The 18442-nt window shown below is 69.8% G+C and carries 17 protein-coding genes and 2 tRNA genes; 8 read left to right on the top strand and 11 right to left on the bottom strand.

Annotated elements, in window-relative coordinates:
• Window positions 1-7: 7 nt before the first annotated feature.
• Window positions 8-1243, top strand: a complete 1236-nt coding sequence (cofG, locus tag VFL28_13045) for a 7,8-didemethyl-8-hydroxy-5-deazariboflavin synthase CofG (protein HET7265589.1) — start codon at window positions 8-10, stop codon at window positions 1241-1243.
• Complete coding sequence (gene cofH / locus VFL28_13040) at window positions 1212-2549, top strand: 5-amino-6-(D-ribitylamino)uracil--L-tyrosine 4-hydroxyphenyl transferase CofH (GenBank protein HET7265588.1); 1338 nt, start codon at window positions 1212-1214, stop codon at window positions 2547-2549. Before cofG ends, cofH begins: the two co-directional genes overlap by 32 nt.
• Here cofH and cofC read toward each other — a convergent pair.
• The 7 genes from cofC to VFL28_13005 are packed head-to-tail and all read right to left on the bottom strand — an operon-like array spanning window position 2486 to window position 10609.
• Window positions 2486-3121, bottom strand: coding sequence for a 2-phospho-L-lactate guanylyltransferase (gene cofC, locus VFL28_13035; protein HET7265587.1), 636 nt, complete (start codon window positions 3119-3121; stop codon window positions 2486-2488). The two genes, cofH and cofC, sit on opposite strands and share 64 nt — an antisense overlap.
• The gene (gene cofD, locus VFL28_13030; GenBank protein ID HET7265586.1) at window positions 3118-4110 is read right to left on the bottom strand and encodes a 2-phospho-L-lactate transferase; all 993 of its coding nucleotides are present in this window, start codon (window positions 4108-4110) and stop codon (window positions 3118-3120) included. Before cofD ends, cofC begins: the two co-directional genes overlap by 4 nt.
• 5 nt (window positions 4111-4115) lie before the next feature.
• On the bottom strand, window positions 4116-4739 hold the full coding sequence (locus VFL28_13025) for a nitroreductase family protein (protein ID HET7265585.1): 624 nt from the start codon (window positions 4737-4739) through the stop codon (window positions 4116-4118).
• The gene (locus VFL28_13020) at window positions 4715-6709 is read right to left on the bottom strand and encodes an amylo-alpha-1,6-glucosidase (GenBank protein ID HET7265584.1); all 1995 of its coding nucleotides are present in this window, start codon (window positions 6707-6709) and stop codon (window positions 4715-4717) included. The genes VFL28_13025 and VFL28_13020 overlap by 25 nt, the downstream gene beginning before the upstream one ends.
• On the bottom strand, window positions 6706-9411 hold the full coding sequence (locus tag VFL28_13015; GenBank protein HET7265583.1) for a glucosidase: 2706 nt from the start codon (window positions 9409-9411) through the stop codon (window positions 6706-6708). Before VFL28_13015 ends, VFL28_13020 begins: the two co-directional genes overlap by 4 nt.
• On the bottom strand, window positions 9411-10157 hold the full coding sequence (locus VFL28_13010; GenBank protein ID HET7265582.1) for an HAD family phosphatase: 747 nt from the start codon (window positions 10155-10157) through the stop codon (window positions 9411-9413). Before VFL28_13010 ends, VFL28_13015 begins: the two co-directional genes overlap by 1 nt.
• The gene (locus VFL28_13005; GenBank protein ID HET7265581.1) at window positions 10154-10609 is read right to left on the bottom strand and encodes a PaaI family thioesterase; all 456 of its coding nucleotides are present in this window, start codon (window positions 10607-10609) and stop codon (window positions 10154-10156) included. The genes VFL28_13010 and VFL28_13005 overlap by 4 nt, the downstream gene beginning before the upstream one ends.
• A gap of 198 nt (window positions 10610-10807) precedes the next feature.
• On the opposite strand from VFL28_13005, the gene VFL28_13000 reads away from it, so the two are divergent.
• Window positions 10808-11305 (top strand): hypothetical protein, encoded by a 498-nt coding sequence (locus VFL28_13000; protein ID HET7265580.1) that lies wholly within the window; start codon window positions 10808-10810, stop codon window positions 11303-11305.
• A gap of 55 nt (window positions 11306-11360) precedes the next feature.
• Window positions 11361-11963 carry a hypothetical protein gene (locus VFL28_12995; protein HET7265579.1) on the top strand — a complete coding sequence of 201 codons (603 nt, stop codon included), beginning with the start codon at window positions 11361-11363 and terminating at the stop codon, window positions 11961-11963.
• A gap of 472 nt (window positions 11964-12435) precedes the next feature.
• Here the strand turns inward: VFL28_12995 and VFL28_12990 are convergent.
• The 4 genes from VFL28_12990 to ubiE form a co-directional block, all read right to left on the bottom strand.
• A tRNA-Val gene (locus VFL28_12990) sits at window positions 12436-12510 on the bottom strand.
• A 28-nt stretch (window positions 12511-12538) separates the two neighbouring features.
• Complete coding sequence (murA, locus tag VFL28_12985) at window positions 12539-13858, bottom strand: UDP-N-acetylglucosamine 1-carboxyvinyltransferase (protein ID HET7265578.1); 1320 nt, start codon at window positions 13856-13858, stop codon at window positions 12539-12541.
• On the bottom strand, window positions 13815-14096 hold the full coding sequence (locus tag VFL28_12980; GenBank protein ID HET7265577.1) for an IreB family regulatory phosphoprotein: 282 nt from the start codon (window positions 14094-14096) through the stop codon (window positions 13815-13817). Before VFL28_12980 ends, murA begins: the two co-directional genes overlap by 44 nt.
• Before the next feature lie 10 nt (window positions 14097-14106).
• Window positions 14107-14895 (bottom strand): bifunctional demethylmenaquinone methyltransferase/2-methoxy-6-polyprenyl-1,4-benzoquinol methylase UbiE, encoded by a 789-nt coding sequence (gene ubiE, locus VFL28_12975; protein HET7265576.1) that lies wholly within the window; start codon window positions 14893-14895, stop codon window positions 14107-14109.
• A 164-nt stretch (window positions 14896-15059) separates the two neighbouring features.
• On the opposite strand from ubiE, the gene VFL28_12970 reads away from it, so the two are divergent.
• The 4 genes from VFL28_12970 (at window position 15060) to VFL28_12955 (ending at window position 18376) form a co-directional block, all read left to right on the top strand.
• The gene (locus VFL28_12970; protein ID HET7265575.1) at window positions 15060-16370 is read left to right on the top strand and encodes an ABC transporter substrate-binding protein; all 1311 of its coding nucleotides are present in this window, start codon (window positions 15060-15062) and stop codon (window positions 16368-16370) included.
• 99 nt (window positions 16371-16469) lie between these two features.
• On the top strand, window positions 16470-17417 hold the full coding sequence (locus VFL28_12965) for a sugar ABC transporter permease (GenBank protein ID HET7265574.1): 948 nt from the start codon (window positions 16470-16472) through the stop codon (window positions 17415-17417).
• Window position 17418: 1 nt separating this feature from the next.
• Window positions 17419-18258, top strand: a complete 840-nt coding sequence (locus VFL28_12960) for a carbohydrate ABC transporter permease (GenBank protein HET7265573.1) — start codon at window positions 17419-17421, stop codon at window positions 18256-18258.
• 44 nt (window positions 18259-18302) lie between these two features.
• Window positions 18303-18376, top strand: a tRNA-Ile gene (locus VFL28_12955).
• Window positions 18377-18442: the final 66 nt, after the last annotated feature.

Here is an 18442-nt window from a genome sequence, read left to right as displayed (position 1 = left end):
CTGGCTCGTGGCACCCTCGACCGGTCTCGGCGCCAGACCACCGCTCGCCCCCACGCTCGACCGAATCCTCGCCGGCGGGCCGGCGACGCGCGACGACGCGGTGCGCCTGTTGACCTGCGCCGGTGACGAACTCGAAGCGCTGTACGCCGCGGCCCGCTCGCTGCGCGAGCGGAGCAAAGGCCGGGTCGTTTCGTACTCGCCCAAAGTCTTCATCCCGCTCACGCGCCTGTGCCGCGACACGTGCGGCTACTGCACGTTCCGCACCGACCCCGCCTCCGACCCGCATCTGTACATGACCCCGGAGGAAGTGCTCGACGTCGCGCGCGCCGGCGAGCGGCTCGGCTGCGCCGAGGCGCTGTTCACGCTGGGGGAGCGGCCGGAGCAGCGGTTTCCCGAGGCGCGCGAGTGGCTGCGGCGGCGCGGCCACCGCAGCACCCTGTCGTACCTGCGCGAGGCGGCGCAGCTGGTCCTCCGCGAAACAGCGCTGTGGCCCCACCTCAACCCCGGCACGATGAGCCGGGGCGAGATGACGCCGCTGCGGGACGTGAGCGTCTCGATGGGCCTCATGCTGGAAAACACGAGCGAGCGGCTCTGCGGCCCGGGCGGCCCGCACGAGCGGGCGCCGAGCAAGCGGCCTCGCGTGCGCCTGCGAACGATGGAAGCGGCCGGGGCGCTGCGCATCCCGTTCACGACCGGCCTGCTGATCGGCATCGGCGAAACCGCGGCGGAGCGCGCCGACACGCTCCTCGCGATCCGCGAGTCGCACGCGCGCTGGGGACATATTCAGGAAGTGATCGTGCAGAACTTCCGGGCGAAGCCGGCGACGCCGATGGCCGGGGCGGACGAGCCGAACACGGCGGACGTCGCGCGGACCGCCGCCGCGGCGCGCCTCGTGCTGGGCCCCGAGATGAACATCCAGGTGCCGCCCAACCTCACGGCGCGCGGCTACGAGACCTACCTCGAGGCAGGCATCAACGACTGGGGCGGGATCTCGCCGCTGACGATCGACTACGTCAATCCCGAAGCACCCTGGCCCGAGATTCGGATCCTGCGGGAACGCACCGAAGCCGCCGGTCTGACCCTGCGCCCGCGGCTGCCGGTGTACCCCGAGTACGTCCTGCACCGTCCCGACTACATCCCGCCGTCTCTTGCCGGCCGGCTGCGCGCCGCCGCGGACGCCGACGGATACCTTGAAGGAGGACCGCTACACCATGGATACCGGCTTGGACGCGCTTCGGCCTGACCCCGGCCGCCCGGTCGAGCGCCTGCTCGCCGACCTCACGCCCGCCGTCGCGCGGCCGCTCGACCGCGCGCTGTCCGGCGGCGACGTCACCGCGGAGGAAGCGGAGACGCTGCTCGGCGCCGCCGGGCGCGACCTGCTCGCGCTCACCGCGGCCGCCGATCAGCTGCGGCGCGAGCAGACCGGCAACCTGGTGACCTACGTCGTCAACCGCAACATCAACTTCACGAACGTCTGCATCAAAGGCTGCGGTTTCTGCGCGTTCAGCCGCGACTTCCGGGAGGAAGAAGGCTACTTCCTCCCCGAGGAAGAGATCGTCCGCCGCGCGCGCGAGGCGTGGGACCTCGGGGCGACCGAGGTCTGCATCCAGGCCGGGCTGCCCCCCAAGATGGACGGCGACATGTACATCAACCTCACCCGCGCGGTCAAGGCCGCGCTGCCGGAGATCCACATCCACGGGTTCTCGCCGGAAGAGGTGCTGTACGGCTCGGTCCGGTCGGGCCGCACAATCCGCGAGTACCTGCGCGAGCTCAAGGCGGCGGGCGTGGGCAGCCTGCCGGGGACCGCGGCGGAGATTCTCGACGACGAACTGCGCGACCGGATCGCCCCAGGCCGCATCCGGACGGCGCAGTGGATCGAGGTCATCACGACGGCCCACGAGCTCGGCATCCCAACGACGTCCACGATCATGTTCGGGCACGCGGAGACGCCGGGCCACCAGGCGCGGCACCTCGTGCTGCTGCGCGACCTGCAGCGGCGGTCCGGCGGCTTCACCGAGTTCGTGCCGCTGAGCTTCGTGCACACCGAGGCGCCGATGTGGCAGAAGGGCCTCGTCCCGGGACTGCGGCCCGGCCCCACCGGCATGGAAGTCCTCAGGGTACACGCGGTCTCGCGCGTCGTGCTCGGGTGGGCGATTCCCAACCTGCAGGTGTCGTGGGTGAAGGAAGGCCCGCGCGTGACGCAGCTGCTGCTGACCGCCGGCGCCAACGACGTCGGCGGCACGCTCATCAACGAGAGCATCTCCACGGCTGCGGGGGCCGGCTTCGGCCAGCTGATTCCCCCGGCCGAGCTCCGTCGCCTCATCCGCGACACGGGCCGCGTCCCGGCCGAGCGCACGACGACCTACGGAATCCGGCGGGTCTTCGACGGGAGGGACGCCGAGACGCCGGAGCCGCTCGACGTGGCCGCCTCGGACCGCCTGCGGTTCGGCAGCTACCATCAGCTGATCAAGTTGGATCGCTACCGCTACCGCCACCCAAACCGGGCGGCGTCCGGCACGGCGGCCGCCGGCACGAAAACATCGCAGTAGCGCAGCGCGCGAAGATCCTCCTGGGTATCGAGGTCGAACGCGAGGCCGGGCCGCCGGACCTCAACGACCTCGTGTCCGCCCGCGCGGGCGGCGCGCCGATGCGCCCAAAGGCTGCCCCCGCCATAGGCGGGATGAAACACCATTCCGGGCGGCACCGCCACGGCGTTCGTCCCGGTCCCTTCCTTCGAGGGCGCGAGCACAAGGCGTCCGGGCCCGGCGGAGCGCAGCAGCGCCTCCACGTCCTCGGGCGCGAGGAGCGGCAGGTCCGCAGCTACGATGAGCACAGCGTGCGGCGCGCCGCCGTTGCGCATCGCCTGCTCCAGCGCGTCGTTGAGGCCCGGCCGCCGGTCGGGGATCGCCGGAATGCCCCAGGCCGCGGCCTGCCGCCGCGCCGCGGGATCCGGCGTCATAACGACGATGCTCTCGACGCTCGGCGCGGCCTTGAGCGCCGCGCAGACGTGCGACAACACCGCGAGGCTCAGCGCCGCGCGGTCCGCCGCCGAGAGCGCGCCTTCGAGCCGGCTCTTCGCCTCGAGCAGACGCTTCTGAGGGACAATCGCGCGCGCTCTCATCGCTCCGAGCCGCGGTCGGCGGGCACGGTGTCCGCTGCCACCCCGCGCGCAGCGGCGATGCGAAGCACGTCGCGCGCGAGGCGCCGCCTGCCCGCCCGGTCGGCCATCAGCGTATCGGCGCATTCGACGTCGAACGGCCGGCCCGGCGTCGCCGCCGCCCGGACCGCGTCCGCCGCGCCCTCGTCGCGCGCGTCGAGGACGAAGACGTCGAGAAACGCGGCATAGAGTTCGGCGACCGCGGCCGCGTCGGCCCGCATGCCGGCGCCGCGCATCATCTCGACCGTCGGCCCCTTCACGGCGGTGCCGCCGATGAGCGGCGTGACCGCGATACGGAGCGCGCGGGTTGCGGCGAGGGCCCCGGCCGCGCCGCGCAGCGCCAAAATCGGGCCGACGCTGACGAGCGGATTGCTCGGCGCGACGATGATCAGCGCGGAGTCGCGAATCGCCCGGAAGACCTCCGGCGACGGGTCCGCGGTCTCGATGCCTTCCAGTTCGATGCGGCGCACGGGGTCGCGCGCGCCCCGCTTCACGAAGTACTCCTGAAACGGCAGCCGCCCGTCGGGCGTGTGGACGAAGGTCGCGACCCGGCCGTCCGTCATCGGCAACACCCGCGGCTTCACCCCGAGCGCCGCCGCCAGCGCGGCCGTGACGTCGGTCGGACGGCGCCCGGCGCGCCGCCACAGCGTGCGCGCGATGTGGGTCGCGAGATCACGGTCGCCGAGCCGGAACCACACCGGCAGGCCGTACCGGCCGAGCATCTCCATCGCCGCCCACGTCTCGCCCTCGATCCCCCACCCGCGCTCATCGCTGACGAGACCGGCGAGCGTGTACAAGACGGTGTCCACGTCCGGCGAGATGGACAGGCCGAGATGCTCGAAATCGTCCGCGGTGTTGACGATCACAGTCAGGTCCGCCGGATCGCGCAGCACGGACGCGAGGCCGTCCACGAGCTTGACGCCGCCCACGCCGCCGCAGAGCACGGTGATCACGGAACTCAGCGGTAGGCGACGATCGCGTCGAGGGGCTTGCGTGGGGGCACGGGCGGCGTATGCGCCGGGTAGCCGATCGTGAGCAGCGCCTGCGGCACGAAATCGTCCGGGAGATCGAGCGCCCGCCGCACGATGCCGGCGCAAAAGAGCGGCGCACAGCACCAGCAGGCCCCGAGGCCGTTCACGGACGCCGCGAGCAGTAGGTTCTGAATGCCCGCCGCCGCGCTCTGCACCGCCATCGTGTCTTCGGCCGCCCGCCGCGCACGGTCGGGATAGACGTCCATCTCCGCCATCGTGTAGCCCGCCAGAATGAGCAGCGGCGCGTCGCTGAAGCGCCGGGTCGAGAACCGCAGCTCCACCTTGATCGATGCTTCCGGCGTGCCGCCCTTCTCGAGGTCCCGCCGCCACCGGCGGGCCATCCGGTCCGCGAGCCGCCGCTTCGCCTCCGGCGACCGGATCACGACGTACCGCACCGGCTGCGCGTTGTGCGCCGTCGGCGCGCAGGCCGCCGCTTCGAGCAGCGTGCGCACGATCGCATCCGGTACGGGATCGGGTTTGTAGAACCGCACCGTGCGCCGCGTGAGAAGCAGCGCCGGTACCTCGGTCACCGCGCCGTGCGAGAACGCCACCCCGCAGCCTCCCGAAGTTTCCGCCATACCCTCAGCACCTCGGCCACGCTCCAGGCCTGCGCGATGCAGCCGCGGGGACGGTGCGGCGGGTCGCCGTCGAAGATCTCTGATATCGTACCAAGTCCCCCGTCCCTCAGGTGGTGTTCGAACGGCCGCAGCACATCGAGCGCGCCGGCCGCGTCCCCCGTGACCCGATGGTAGGCTTCGGCGTACGGTCCGAGCAGCCAGGCCCACACGGTGCCCTCGTGGTAGGCGTAATCGCGGTGCAGCACATCGCCTTCGTAGGTCCCGCGATACCCCGGCGCGTCCGGCGCCAGCGAGCGCAGTCCGTACGAGGTCAGCAGCGCGCGCCCGACCGCGCGGACGACGGCCGCCGCCGCCTCCCCCTCCAGCAGCGGGAACGGCAGCGACACCGCAAAGATCTGGTTCGGCCGCACGCTCAGGTCGTCGCCGTCCACCCCGTCGACGACGTCGGCGAGCGAGTCGCGGCCCGGCCGCACGAACCGGGCGCCAAACGAGGCCCGCACGCGTGCCGACAGCGCCTCGTACCGGTCGGCGTCGCGGCCGCCGTCCGACAACTGCGCCGCGGCCCGAAGCGCGTTGTACCAGAGCGCGTTGATCTCGACCGGTTTGCCGGTGCGCGGCGTGACGATCGTGTCGCCCACCATCGCGTCCATCCACGTGAGCTGGACGCCGGGCTCGCCGATGCGCATCAGACCGTCCCGCGGATCCATCCCGATCCCATAGCGGGTGCCGGCCGCGTACCGGTCGACGACCTCACCCACGGCCCGTCGCACGCCGGCGGACAGCTCCCGGTCCTCCGGCGATCCCCGCTCGCGGACGGCCGCCAGGTACGCGGCCGCCGCCAGCACGAACCAGAGCGACGCGTCCGCGGTGTTGTACGCCGGCTCGCCGGATGCGTAGTGGGAGAAGTGGTTCGGAAGGAGGCCGTCACGGACGGCCGCCACGAACGTCCGGAGAATCGCCGCGGCGTCGTCCGGGCGTCCGGTGGCAAGCGTCAGGCCCGGCAGCGCGATCATCGCGTCGCGGCCCCAGTCGTTGAACCAATGGTAGCCCGCGAGCACCGAGCGGCCGGCCCCGCGCCGGACGACGAACTGGTCCGCCGCCAGCGTCAACTGCCGGACGACCGGATCCGCGCGCTCGGCGCCCGCCAGGCGCAGGAGCGCCTCCTGCCGCGCGCGGGCCTCGCCGAGCGACGCCGTGGCGTCGAGATCGGGCGCTTCTTCCGCGGTCGCGACCAGCACCGCGGGCTCGCCCTCCGACAGCGATAGTTCGAACGCCCCCGGCGCGTAGAGATCCTCGCGGTCGTCCAGGCCGCGCGCGGTCTCCTCGCGGTGCAGAAAGTTCCACCACCACATTCCGTCGAGCGTAAACCGGCCGCGCGGCGCGAGCAGGCGGTACGGCGGCGCGCCGTCGGCGCGGATCGCGATGCCCGAGGCGGCGACGCCGACGTCGGGGCGCCAGCCCGCGCCCGACCGCAGCGCGTGGAAGTCGCGCCGCGTGACGAGCGGCGTAATGTGGAGCGCGATGGGGCCGCCGCCGCGCGCGAGCCGGTAGCGGACGTACGTCGTGTTGCGGCCCTCGGCCATCCACACACGGCGCTCGATCAACGCGTCGTCGACCGCGTACGTCCAGACCGGCAGCATACCGTCGAGATCGAACCGCTCGAGGTGGAGGTGGCCGGCCGGCTCGACGGTCCCGCCGGCGAACTCGTGCGCCGACAGCGGATGCCGCCGCCCGTCCACGACGGCGAACTCCACGAGCCCCGCCACCAGCACCGTCCGCCCGACCGGCGGGGCGAGGGCCGCGACGAGCAGCCCGTGATACCGTCGGGTGTTGACCCCCGCGAGCGTGCCCGACGCATACCCGCCGATCCCGTTCGTGACGAGCCACTCGCGCCGCAGCGCCGACGGCAGATCGCCGCAGATCGCCCGCCCGAAGGAGATCAACGGCCCCAGGGCGGGTCCGCCAGCAACGTGGCCACGAGCGCGGTCCACCCGGTCTGGTGGCTCGCGCCGAGGCCGGCCCCGTGGTCGCCGTGAAAATACTCGTGGAACGGCAGGTAGTCGCGCCAGTTCGGGTCGGTCTGAAAGCGCTCGTTTCCGCCGAAGACGGCGCGGCGGCCGCGCTCGTCCCGGAGGAAGATCCGCGTGAGGCGGCCGCCCAGATCGACCGCGATCGCCCGCAGCGTCCGCAGCCTCCCCGAGCCGGTGGGGTGCTCCACCAAAAAATCGTCGCCGTAGTAAGTGTGAAACCGGCACAGCGCCTCGATCAGCAGGAAGTTGATCGGGAACCAGATCGGACCGCGCCAGTTCGAGTTTCCGCCGAACAGGCCCGTGCGCGACTCGGCCGGCTCGTACGCAACGCGATACGACCGGCCGCCGACGTCGAGCATGTACGGATGCTCCAAGTGATACCTGCTCATCATGCGCACGCCGTGGTCGCTCAGAAACTCCTGCGGATCGAGCACCCGGCGCAGCACGCGCTTCATCCGGTGTCCGCGCGCCAGCGCGAGCAGCCGCTGTTCCCCCGCTCCGGGCACGTGCCAGCGTGAAATCAGGCCGGCGAGATCCGCGCGGTTCGCAAGCACCCATTCGACGCGCGACCGGAATTCCGGCAGGCGCGCGAGCAACGCCGGTTCGATCGTCTCCACCGCAAAGAGCGGCAGCAGACCGACCGCGGATCGGATCTCGAGCGACCGGTAGGTCTCATCGGGCAAGTGCAGCACGTCGTAGTAGAACTCGTCGCGGTCGTTCCACAGCGGGATGCCGGTGCCGCCGATGTTGTTGAGGGCGGCGCCGATGAACAGAAAGTGTTCGAAGAACTTCGTCGCGACGTCCTCATAGGCGTTGTCTTCGCGCGCCAGCTCCATCGCGATCATCAGCATGTTGAGGCAGAACATGCCCATCCACGCGGTCCCGTCGGCTTGGTCGAGGTGGCCGCCGGTGGGCAACGGCTGGCTGCGGTCGAAGATCCCGATGTTGTCGAGCCCGAGAAATCCGCCCTGGAAGATGTTCCGGCCTTCCGCGTCCTTCCGATTCACCCACCAGGTGAAGTTGAGCAGCAGCTTGTGGAAGACGCGCTCCAAGAAACCCCGGTCCGGTTTCCCGCGGACCACGCGGTCGATGGCGTAGACGCGCCACGCGGCCCACGCGTGCACCGGCGGGTTGACGTCGCCGAAAGCCCATTCGTACGCCGGCAGCTCCCCGTTGGGGTGCATGTACCATTCGCGCATGATCAGGATCAGCTGTCGCTTGGCGAACTCGGGATCCACGAGGGCGAGCGGGACGCACTGGAACGCCAAGTCCCACGCCGCGAACCACGGATACTCCCACGTGTCGGGCATCGAGATCACGTCGGCGGCATCGACGTGGTCCCAGCCGGCGTTGCGGCCCCGCCTGCGCTGCGCCGGCGGCACGGGACCCGCGGGATCGCCCTCCAGCCACCGCCGCACATCGTAGCGGTAATGCTGCCTGCTCCAGAGCAGGCCGGCGAGCGCCTGACGCTGCACCAGGCGGGCGTCGTCCGAGGCCCCCTCGGGCCCGAGCGCCCGATGAAACGCGTCGGCCTCTGCCTGCCGGGCCAGGAAAACGTCCGCCGCGCCCACGAACGGCGGCGCCCCGCCGGCGGACGGTCTGACGGCGGACCGGCCGGCCGCGTCGAAATCGGAGCCGGTTCTCGACAAGCGCAGCAGCACGGCCCGCGACTCGGCGGGCGCGAGCGTGAAGACGTAGTGGGCCGCGACCTTGGTGCCGGCGGCCTCCGGGTTGACGGCATCCGCTCGCCCCTCGACGACGGCGGCGTTGATGCCGTCTTTGACGTAGCGCGTCCGGCTCGGCACGCCCCACAGCCGTTCCGCGTTGCTCTCGTTCTCCGTGAACAGGAGCGCGGGATCACCGGCGCAGGCCAACCGGTAGTCGCCGATCACGGAGTGAAGGACGCGCACGGTTTGCCAGGCCCCCCCCGGGCGCGGCCCCGCGATCGCCCGCATCTCCGGCGCGGCCTCGCCCGATCCCCACGCCCAGGTGTTGCGATACCACAACGTCGGCAAAAGATGGATGGGCGCCGACTCCGGCCCGCGGTTCGCGGCGGTAATTCGGATAAGGATGTCCTCCGGCGCCGCCTTCGCATACTCGACCGTGACATCGAAATACCGGCCCTCGTCGAAGATGCCGGTGTCGATCAACTCGAACTCCGGCGCGTCCCGGCCCCGCCGGTGATTTTCGGCGACCAGCTGCGCGTATGGAAACGCGCGCTGGGGATACTTGTACAGCGCGCGCATGTACGAGTGCGTCGGCGTGTTGTCGAGGAAGAAGTAGTATTCCTTGACGTCCTCGCCGTGATTGCCTTCGAACGTGTTGAGGCCGAAGAGCCGCTCCTTCAAAATCGGATCGGCGCCGTTCCAGAGCACCGGGGCGAAGCACAGCCGCCCGCGGTCGTCGGAGATGCCGAGCAGGCCGTCCTCTCCCCACCGGTAGGCGCGCGAACGGGCGTGGTCGTGCGGGAAATAGTCCCAGGCTGTGCCGCCGGCGGAGTAGTCCTCGCGCACCGTGCCCCACTGCCGCTGCGACAGATACGGGCCCCATTTGTACCACGGCGCGCGTCCCGCGTGCGCCTCGACGAGCCGGCGGCGTTCGGCATCGCCGGCCATCACGCGACCGCCTCGAGGCGCTCCCGCACCACCGTCATCAGCGTCGCGGGATCACCGACGACCCAGTGGCGGTCCAGCAGCGCGCCGTCCCGAAACTTCTCCCGTGTCAGCGGCGTGGTGACCGCGATCACGGCCATGTTCGCGGCGATCGCGGCCCGCACGCCCGGCGGCGAGTCCTCGATCACGAGACACTCCGCCGGCGCGAGGTCGAGCCGGCGCGCGACGAGCAGGTCGATCTCCGGGTCCGGCTTCGGGCGCGAGACGTCGTCGACGCTCGCGATCACATCGAAACAGCCGGCGAGGTCGAGCGCATCGAGGACCTTCCGGATTTCGTCGCGGTGCGACATGCTGCACAGCGCCGTCCGGTACCCTTCCCCGCGCGCCCAGTGAAGAAGCGCGATGTTGTGGGGATATCGCTGCGCGCGCAGCAGCCCGCGGTCGGCGAGCACCTCCCGATAGCGGCGCGTGCGCATGGCCGACAGCACCTGCCACGGCTCGCGCACGCCGAACTCCGTCATCCGCGCACCCGCCGTCTCCTCCAGCCCGAGCCGGACGGTCAGGTTACGCGCCATATCGTCCCGCGTTTGGCCGACGAACTCGCTGAACGCGTCCACGACACGGTTTTCGGTGAGGTCCGGCCGCAGCTCACGCGCCGCGGCGGCGTACGAAAGCGCCTTCAGGCGCTCGGTCTCGGCGAGGGTCCCGTCGAGGTCGAAGATGAACGCGCGGATCCGGGACCGCGTCATCGCCCTTTCGCTTGCTCCCCCCGCAGGACGAAGCAGGTCGAGTGCGCCCTGGCGATCCACCGGCCGTCCCGGTCCGTGACGTCACACTCGACGTAGCCCGAGCTCTTGCCGCGGTTGACCACTCGGCCCTCGACCCGCAGCGTCGCCTGCCAGACCGGGCGAAAGAAGTTGATGTCGAGCGACACCGTCGTGAACGACTCGTCGGGTGCCAGCGTCGTCGCGAACGCGAGGCCCATCGCCGCGTCCGCTACGTCGCACAGCACGCCGCCGTGAAGCGTCCCCATCGGGTTCGCGTGCTGCGGACCGGCCCGGAACGAGAGAACCGAGCGCCCGTCGCCCGCCTCTTCGACGTGAAACCCGATGAGCGCCGCAACCGGAACCTCGGACGCAAAGGCTTTCTCAATCAGAGGATGCCGGGGCTGCGCCGGGCCGGTCGTGGACTTCGCGGCCATGACCTTACTTTTTCACTGTCACCGCGATCGTCCCTCTCGCCTCGGCATGGGGCCGGCCGGGCGAAGATACGGACCCCGGACGGTCTCGCCGGCACGGAGGGGAGGTGGCAAGTCCGCCGAATCGGAGGCGGGCAGCTGTTCACTGAGGGCAACGCCGGCCTGTAGCCGACCCGTGGAGCCGACAACACGTCTCGCATTGTGAAGAGTCTCTACAGTCCGGACCGCGCCCGGCGCGTGCTCATCGCCGAGCGGGCGGACGGCCATTACGACCTCAGGGTCGAGAAGCGGTTCCAGAACGTGTACGAGGGGCGGCTGGTGGCGGAGGGATGGCGGCGGCTCCATAGCGCGTCATCGGTCTTTGAGACAGCCGATCTGGCGGAGCACGAAGCCAGAAGCCGGTTTCCGTGGCTCGCGCCGGAACCGCAGCCCGCGACGACGGCGATTTCCACGAACGACGAACTCTTCGCCGCGCTTCGGTGTCTCGTCGAGGCGTGGTGCGACCGGCGATGCCTTCGGGCGCTGCGGCACATCCTGTCCGGTTATCCGTTGCCCTCGCCGTTCACGGACGGCTGGGGGGCCCTCTACGAGGCGCTTCGACAGGTTCGCGCATCGGACCAGGACGAACTCACGGACGCGGAAGCCGAGATGGCCGACAATCTGATCGTCGCCGTCGGCGAACGGCTGTATCGCCGGTAGAGCGCACGGGTCCGGTTTCCCCGAACCCCCGGCCGGAGTCGCCAAGGAGGCGGAAATGTCATCGACCCTGGATTTGTCCGCTGCCGTCGCTGCGGCGACAGGGCGACGCGCGCTGCGGCCGCGGATCGATCTCCACGAGCCCGGCTGGACCTTCTGGGAGTTACGCAACCTCAACATGCAACGCGTCGTCGGCGTCGTGACCGAACACCGGCAGGTCGCCGATGGGCACGACTTGGAGTCGGAAATCCGCGGCGTGGTCTTCCGATACTTCAAACCGGCGTGGTGGCGCGGGATGGCGTACGGCGTCGTGGCGGATGTGGCATCGGTGTCCCTCGACCTCGACCATCTCAAGAGCCTCGTCGACATCTACGACAACGCGAAGGGGACGCTGCAGTGGGTCGTGCTCCTGTCCGAGGATGCCCGCACGGCGCTCGGCGCGCACACCTGGCTCGAATCGTATCTAAGCCCCGTTTACCGCGACATCCTACAGGCGCTATCGGACGCGGGCTACCGGGTTGCGAGCGCGCGACGGGAAAAAGACGGTCTCTTGAAATTCCTTACCGGGGTCGCGGACGCCGACGCCGTGGTCACGAGTTTCGGCACACGACGCGCCCGCTTCCCGGAGTTCCGGAACCCACCGCCGGACGGGGGACCATAGATTCTCGTCGGTCGCATCTCGTATGATCAGCCTCCTCCTCGTCGTAATCATTGTCGCGTCGGCTGCCTCGCTCGCCCGTCTCGCCGTGCGGGCTCCCCGGTCCCGGTTCGGACGGTCTACGGTATGGCGGCTCGCGTGTCTCCTCAGCGTGGCACGCATCGGCGCGCTTTGGGTGGGCAATGCGGCGTACCGCGACGCGGGGTGGCCACAGGGTATCGGGTATCTGCTCCAACTGACGGGCCTTCCTGAAATCTATCTGGCCAGAGGTGCCCGCGCCGATAACGTGACGTGGCTGCTCCTGGCGAGTGCGTTGTTGGCCGCGGGCAGCGTGGGCTGGGCGTCACTGCTTGTTTGGGTGGGCAACAGGATTCGACCGCCCTCCGAAGCCAAGTAAGCGCGTCCCCGGACGGGCATCACGGCAACGTTCGGCGGAGACCTGGCGGTGCGCTCATATTCAGAACGTCATAGTCACTGGTGGGCGAGGCAGGAGTCGAACCCGCGACCCCCTCGGTGTAAGCGAGGTGCTCTACCGCTGAGCTACTCGCCCCCGCACAGTATACCCGCATCGGAGTCCGCTAGATCTTGACGCGCTGGACCTCCGCCCCGAGGCTGCGGAGCTTGTCTTCCATTCCCTCGTAACCGCGGTCGAGGTGCTCGATGTTCGAGATCTCGGTCGTCCCCTGCGCGGTGAGCCCGGCGATCACGACCGCCGCGCCGGCGCGGATGTCCAGCGCCTCGACCGACGCGCCGCTGAGACGGGGCACGCCGTTGATGATCACGGTATCACCGTCCACCCGTAGTTCCGCGCCCATGCGGCGCAGTTCGGGGGTGTACTGGAAGCGGTTCTCGAACACCGTCTCCCGGATCGCGCTCTGCCCGAGGACGCCGGCGAGCATCGCCGCGCACTGCGGATGGTAGTCCGTCGCAAACCCCGGATACGGCGCCGTATCGATCTCGATCGGCCGCAGATCCCGCTCCACGCGGACCCGCGCGCCGAGGGGGTCGGAGTCAATCGTGGCGCCCGCGTCCGACAGCTTCGTCAGCAGCGCGGTGACGTGCTCGGAGATCAGGCCCTCCACGAGGATGTCCCCGTGCGTCGCGGCCGCGGCGATCACGTAGGTGCCGGCTTCGATGCGGTCGGGGATGATCGCGTGGGTCGCCCCGCGCAGGTCCGGCGTCCCCTCGACGGTGACGGTCGGAGTCCCCGCGCCGCGCACACGCGCGCCGAGCAGTGAGAGAAACACCGCGGTGTCGACGACCTCCGGCTCGCGGGCCGCGTTCTGCAGGGTCGTGAGGCCGCGCGTCCGGGCGGCCGCCAGCATGACGTTGATCGTCGTCCCTACACTGCTCCGGGGCACGTAGAACGTCGCCGGCGCGATCTCGCGCGCCTCGGCCTTGAGGTAGCCGTGCTGGGTCGTGATGCGCGCGCCGAGGGCTTCGAAGCCCCGCATGTGGAAGTCGACCGGCCGCGTCCCGAAGTCGTCCCCGCCCGGCAGCGGAACTTCCGCCCGTCCCAGCCGTGCCAGCAGCACCCCCGCCGCGTAGTACGACGCGCGCATCTGGCGGCACAGATCGTAGGGCGCGACGTGCGTGTCGATGCGCCGGGCATCGACCTCGAGCCGTCCGGAGCGGGTGAACTCGGCCCGCATGCCGAGGGCCCTCAAGATGGCGAGCAGCGTGAAGACGTCCCGGCACCGCGGGACATTTTCGATCGTCGAGACGTCCGCGGCCAGCGCGGCGGCCGCGATCACCGCGAGCGAGCTGTTCTTCGCGCCGGCAACACGGAGGCGGCCGCGGAGCGCCCGGCCGCCTTCGATCAGGAGCCGTTCGACCCGGGTGTCTTGCGCAACCTCAATGCTGGCCAGCGGCCTTTCCCCCCATCTTCGTGTCCACATAGCTCCGAACCAGTTCCTCGAGCAGCCGCCCCCGGTCCAGCTGCCGGATCAGGGTCCGCGCATCCCGGTGACTCGTGATGTAGGTCGGGTCGCCGGAGACGAGGTACCCGACAACCTGATCGGTCGGGTTATATCCACGCTCCCGGAGCGCGTCAAACACGTACCGCAGCACCTCGCCGACATCCCGCATCTGGTGGACGCCGACCTGGAAGACCCCAGTCTTCTCATGTTCCCCCATACGTCACCCCTCAGACCGTCGCGGACGCGGACGGCCGAATGGCCAGATGAACCGCCGTGATCCCCGAGCCGAAGTTGCGGTAGCGGACTCCCTCGAACCCGGCGCGTCGCAGCATCGCGCCGAACGCCTCTTGATCGGGCCACGCGCGCACCGACGCCGGCAGGTACAGGTAGGCGTCGGGATGCCGGGTCGCCGTCCGGCCGAGCCACGGCATGAGGGTGAATGAATAGCCGTTGTAGAGGCGCCGGATCACCGGATTGCGCGGCCGGCTGAATTCGAGCACCGCGACGAGGCCGCCGGGCCGCAGGACGCGGCACCACTCCCGCAGCGCCCGCGGCGGATCTCCTACGTTCCGGATCCCGAATCCTACGGTCACCACATCGAACGTCCCATCGGCAAACGGCAGTGCTTGGGTGTCGCCGGGAACGAAGCGGCAGACGGACGCGAACCCCGCAGCCGCCGCCCGCCGGCGGGCGATGTCGATCATTTCCGGGGTGAAGTCGAGGCCGACCACGCGGCCGTCCGGCCCGACTCGCTGCGCCAGCATCAGGGCAATATCGCCCGTGCCGCAGCAGACGTCGAGGGCGCGGGCTCCCGGCCGCACGTTCGCGAGGCCAACGGTGATCCGCTTCCACAGCCGATGCAGGCCGGCGCTGATGAATAGGTTGGCTCGGTCATACCGCGGGGCAATGGCGCCGAACATCCGGCGGACGTACCGGACCTTCTCCTCGGGGGACGCGCCGCCGCGCCCCACGCGAATGCCGGACGGCTCGACCGAATCGACGCGCTGGGGCCGCACGCCCCTACTGTTCGTGGGGATACGAACCTTTCCTGTGATCGCGGCACCACCCCCACCGCCGGCCGATCGTCGTCGTTTTCAACCACTTCGCTCGGCCGGCACCAAAGGGACCGCCGCGATCGGGGAGAACCATCCCGGGTATCGTGCGAGGGGAGGGAGACACGATGAAACGCTACACACGCTACGCACTGTTACTCGCGGTACTGCTGCTGGCGGCGATCGGCGGCGTTCAGGGCGCCGGCGCGCAAGGCGCCGTCTCGCTTCGCTACTATTATCCGGTCGGGGCCTCCGGACCGTTGAACGCGCTGATGACCGCGATGGTGAACGACTTCAACGGGTCCCATCCCGGCATCCACGTCGAGCCGGTCTTCGCCGGCAACTACGTGGAGACGATGGCCAAGGCGATGACCGCGGTGCTCGGCGGCACCCCGCCCGACGTCGCCGTGCTCGACACCCCCGAGCTCTTCTCGCTGCTCGACCGGGACGCGATCATTCCGCTCGACGACCTCATCGCCAAGAGCGGCGGCAAAGCCTGGCTCGACGACTTCTACGGCGCGCTGCTCCTCAACGCGCAGACGGGCGGTCACACTTACAGCATCCCGTGGCAGCGCAGCACGCCGATCTTCTACTATAACCGCGACCTATTCCGGAAGGCGGGGCTCGACCCGAGCCGCGCGCCGAAGGACTGGGCCGAACTGCTGACCTACGCGCAGAAGCTGACGGTCCGCGACTCGAGCGGGCAGACGACTCAGTGGGGCGTCGAGATTCCGCTCGGCGACACGTCCCCGTGGGTGTTTCAAGGATGGCTGATGGAGGCCGGCGCCAATTTCTTCGATACGAAGGCCGGAAAATGGGTGAAGTTCAACTCGCCGGAGGCGGTCGGCGCGCTGCAGTTCGTCATCGACCTGCAGAACAAGTACAAGGTCCATCCGACCGGGCCTACCAGCGTCGCGTTCTGGAACCAAGTGCCCCAGGACTTCATCCAGCAGAAGGCGGCGATGATCTACTCGACCACCGGCAACATGACGTTCATTCGGACGAACGCGAAGTTCGACTGGAGCGCGGGGTACCTGCCGGCCGGCAAGGCCGTGACGCGCGCGCCCACGGGCGGCGGCAGCTTCTACATCTTCAACCACACGCCGGCGGACCACGTGCAGGCGGCGTGGACGTTCATCGCCTGGATGACCCAGCCGGCCAACGCCGCCCGCTGGAGTATCGGGACGGGCTATGTGCCGATCCGCAAGACGGAGCTCTCTACGCCGGCGTTCGCCGCGTACCTGAGGCAGGTGCCGCAGGCGCTCACCGCCACCTCCCAGCTGCGCTTCGCCGGCGAGCAGATGACGATCCACGACGTGGATCAGATCGGCGCGATGCTGGTGACGGCGATCCAGGCGGCGCAGTCGGGCCGGCTGACCACGCAGGCGGCGCTCGACCGCGCGCAGCGCGATGCGACGCAGCTGCTGTCCAAGTATTAGCGGATGCAGCGTGACCCGCGCGGGCCGGCGGCCGTGAGGCCCTAGGCGGGCTACCGGTGGGCCGACAGGCGGCGGCCCACCGGTTTCGTTCTCGTCTCCGTGGCGCAAACCCACGCCTCGACGCTTCCAACGGCGGGCCCGGCCACCACGACGTCCGCGTCCGCGCGCCGCCGCCGCCGCCGTGCCGCGACGCAGGGCTATCTCTTTCTGCTGCCGTCGCTCGCGTTTCTTGCCATCTTCACTTACTACCCGATCCTGACGTCGGCGGAACTGAGCCTCTACCGCGCCACCGCCACCGTCCGCAGCCACGCGTTCGTCGGCGCCGGCAACTACCTTGCGATCGCCGCGGACCCCATCTTCCACCAGGTCGTGCGCAACAGCGCGGAGTTCCTCGCCGGCACCGTCCCGGTCACCGTCGCCCTCGCGCTGACGCTCGCGCTCCTCCTGAACCGGGCGCACCTGCTCGTCACGCCGTTCCGCACCGCGTTCTTCTATCCGGCGCTGCTGCCACTCATCGGCGCCGCGGCGATCTGGCTGTTCGTCTACACGCCAGGCTACGGCCTCATGGACGTCTATCTCAAGCGGATCGTCGGCGGGAACGCCCACTGGCTGCAGGACCCGACCTGGGCGCTGCCGGCCGTCATGCTCGTCACGATCTGGAAGAACGCCGGCTACTACATGCTGTTCTATCTCGCCGGCCTGCAGACGATCTCCGCCGAGCTGTACGAAGCGGCGCGGATCGAAGGCGCGTCTCCGTGGCAGGTCTTCCGGCGGATCACCTTTCCGCTGCTCGGCCCGACGACGCTGTTCGTTCTCGTGATCGCCAGCATCAACGCGTTCCAGTCGGTTGACCAGATCTGGATCATGACGGCCGGCGGGCCGGACAACACGACGAACGTGCTGCTGTTCTACATCTACCAGACCGCTTTCATGTTCTTCGACTTCGGGAAGGCCGCCGCGCTGACGATGTTTCTGCTCGCGGTCCTGATGGGGATCGCCGCGGTGAGCTTCGGGCTGCTCGAGCGGCGGATCCACTACGAGGTGTAGCGTGACCAGGCGATCGGCCCGGCAGGTCGCGACGGTCCTTTGGGCGCTCGGCGTCGGCGCGCTCGCGTTCATTTGGGTGTTTCCGCTGCTGTGGGCGGTCTCGACGTCGTTTCGGCCGCCCGGCTCCCTCGGCAGCCAGATCGCCTCGCTGTGGGTGCAGCATCCGTCGCTCGCCAACTTCCGCGAGGCCTGGAACTCGGCGCCGTTCGTGCGCCTATACTACAATACCGCGGTCGTGGTGTTCGGCGTGCTCGGCGCGCAGCTGGTCACGATCACGCTCGCCGCGTACGCGTTCGCGCGGATCGAGTTTCCCGGCAGGGATCTGCTCTTCCGTCTCTTCCTGCTGCAGCTGATGGTCGCGCCGTCGTCGCTGATCCTTCCGAACTTCGTCACGATCAAGACGCTCGGGCTCCTTAACACGCGGCTCGCGATCATGATCCCCTACTTCGCCTCGGCGTTCGGCACGTTCTTGCTGCGCCAGACGTTCCGCGGCGTCCCTCGCGACCTCGAGGACGCCGCGGCGATCGACGGGTGCACGACGTTTCGGACGCTGTGGCACGTGTTCATCCCGCTGGCCCGGCCGACGCTCGTGGCGTTTTCGATCGTGAGCGTCGTCTACCACTACAACGAATTTCTGTGGCCGTTGATCATCACGGACACCGATCGGGCCCGCACCGTCACGGTCGGCCTCGCGTCGTTCACGCAATCCGCGGAAGCGGCGGCGCAGTGGAATCTGATCGCCGCCGGCACCGTGATCGTGATTCTGCCCCTCCTCGTCCTCTTCGTTCTGTTCCAGCGGCGGTTCGTCGAGAGCTTCATGTTCTCGGGGCTCAAGGGCTGACCGCGGAGATAGCGCGCCGCCCGGCCGTGCTATAATTTCGTCGCGGGCCCGTAGCTCAACGGCAGAGCATCCGGCTCATAACCGGCGGATCTAGGTTCGATCCCTGGCGGGCCCACCACATCAAAGGCTTTTTCGCGTGGTCCCGCTCGCTGACGGGAGTCAGAAGGACGTTCGATGCCGCTTC

Source organism: bacterium, assembly GCA_035691305.1.
GTDB lineage: Bacteria > Sysuimicrobiota > Sysuimicrobiia > Sysuimicrobiales > Segetimicrobiaceae > DASSJF01.
This window is presented reverse-complemented; position numbering and strand designations above follow the sequence as displayed.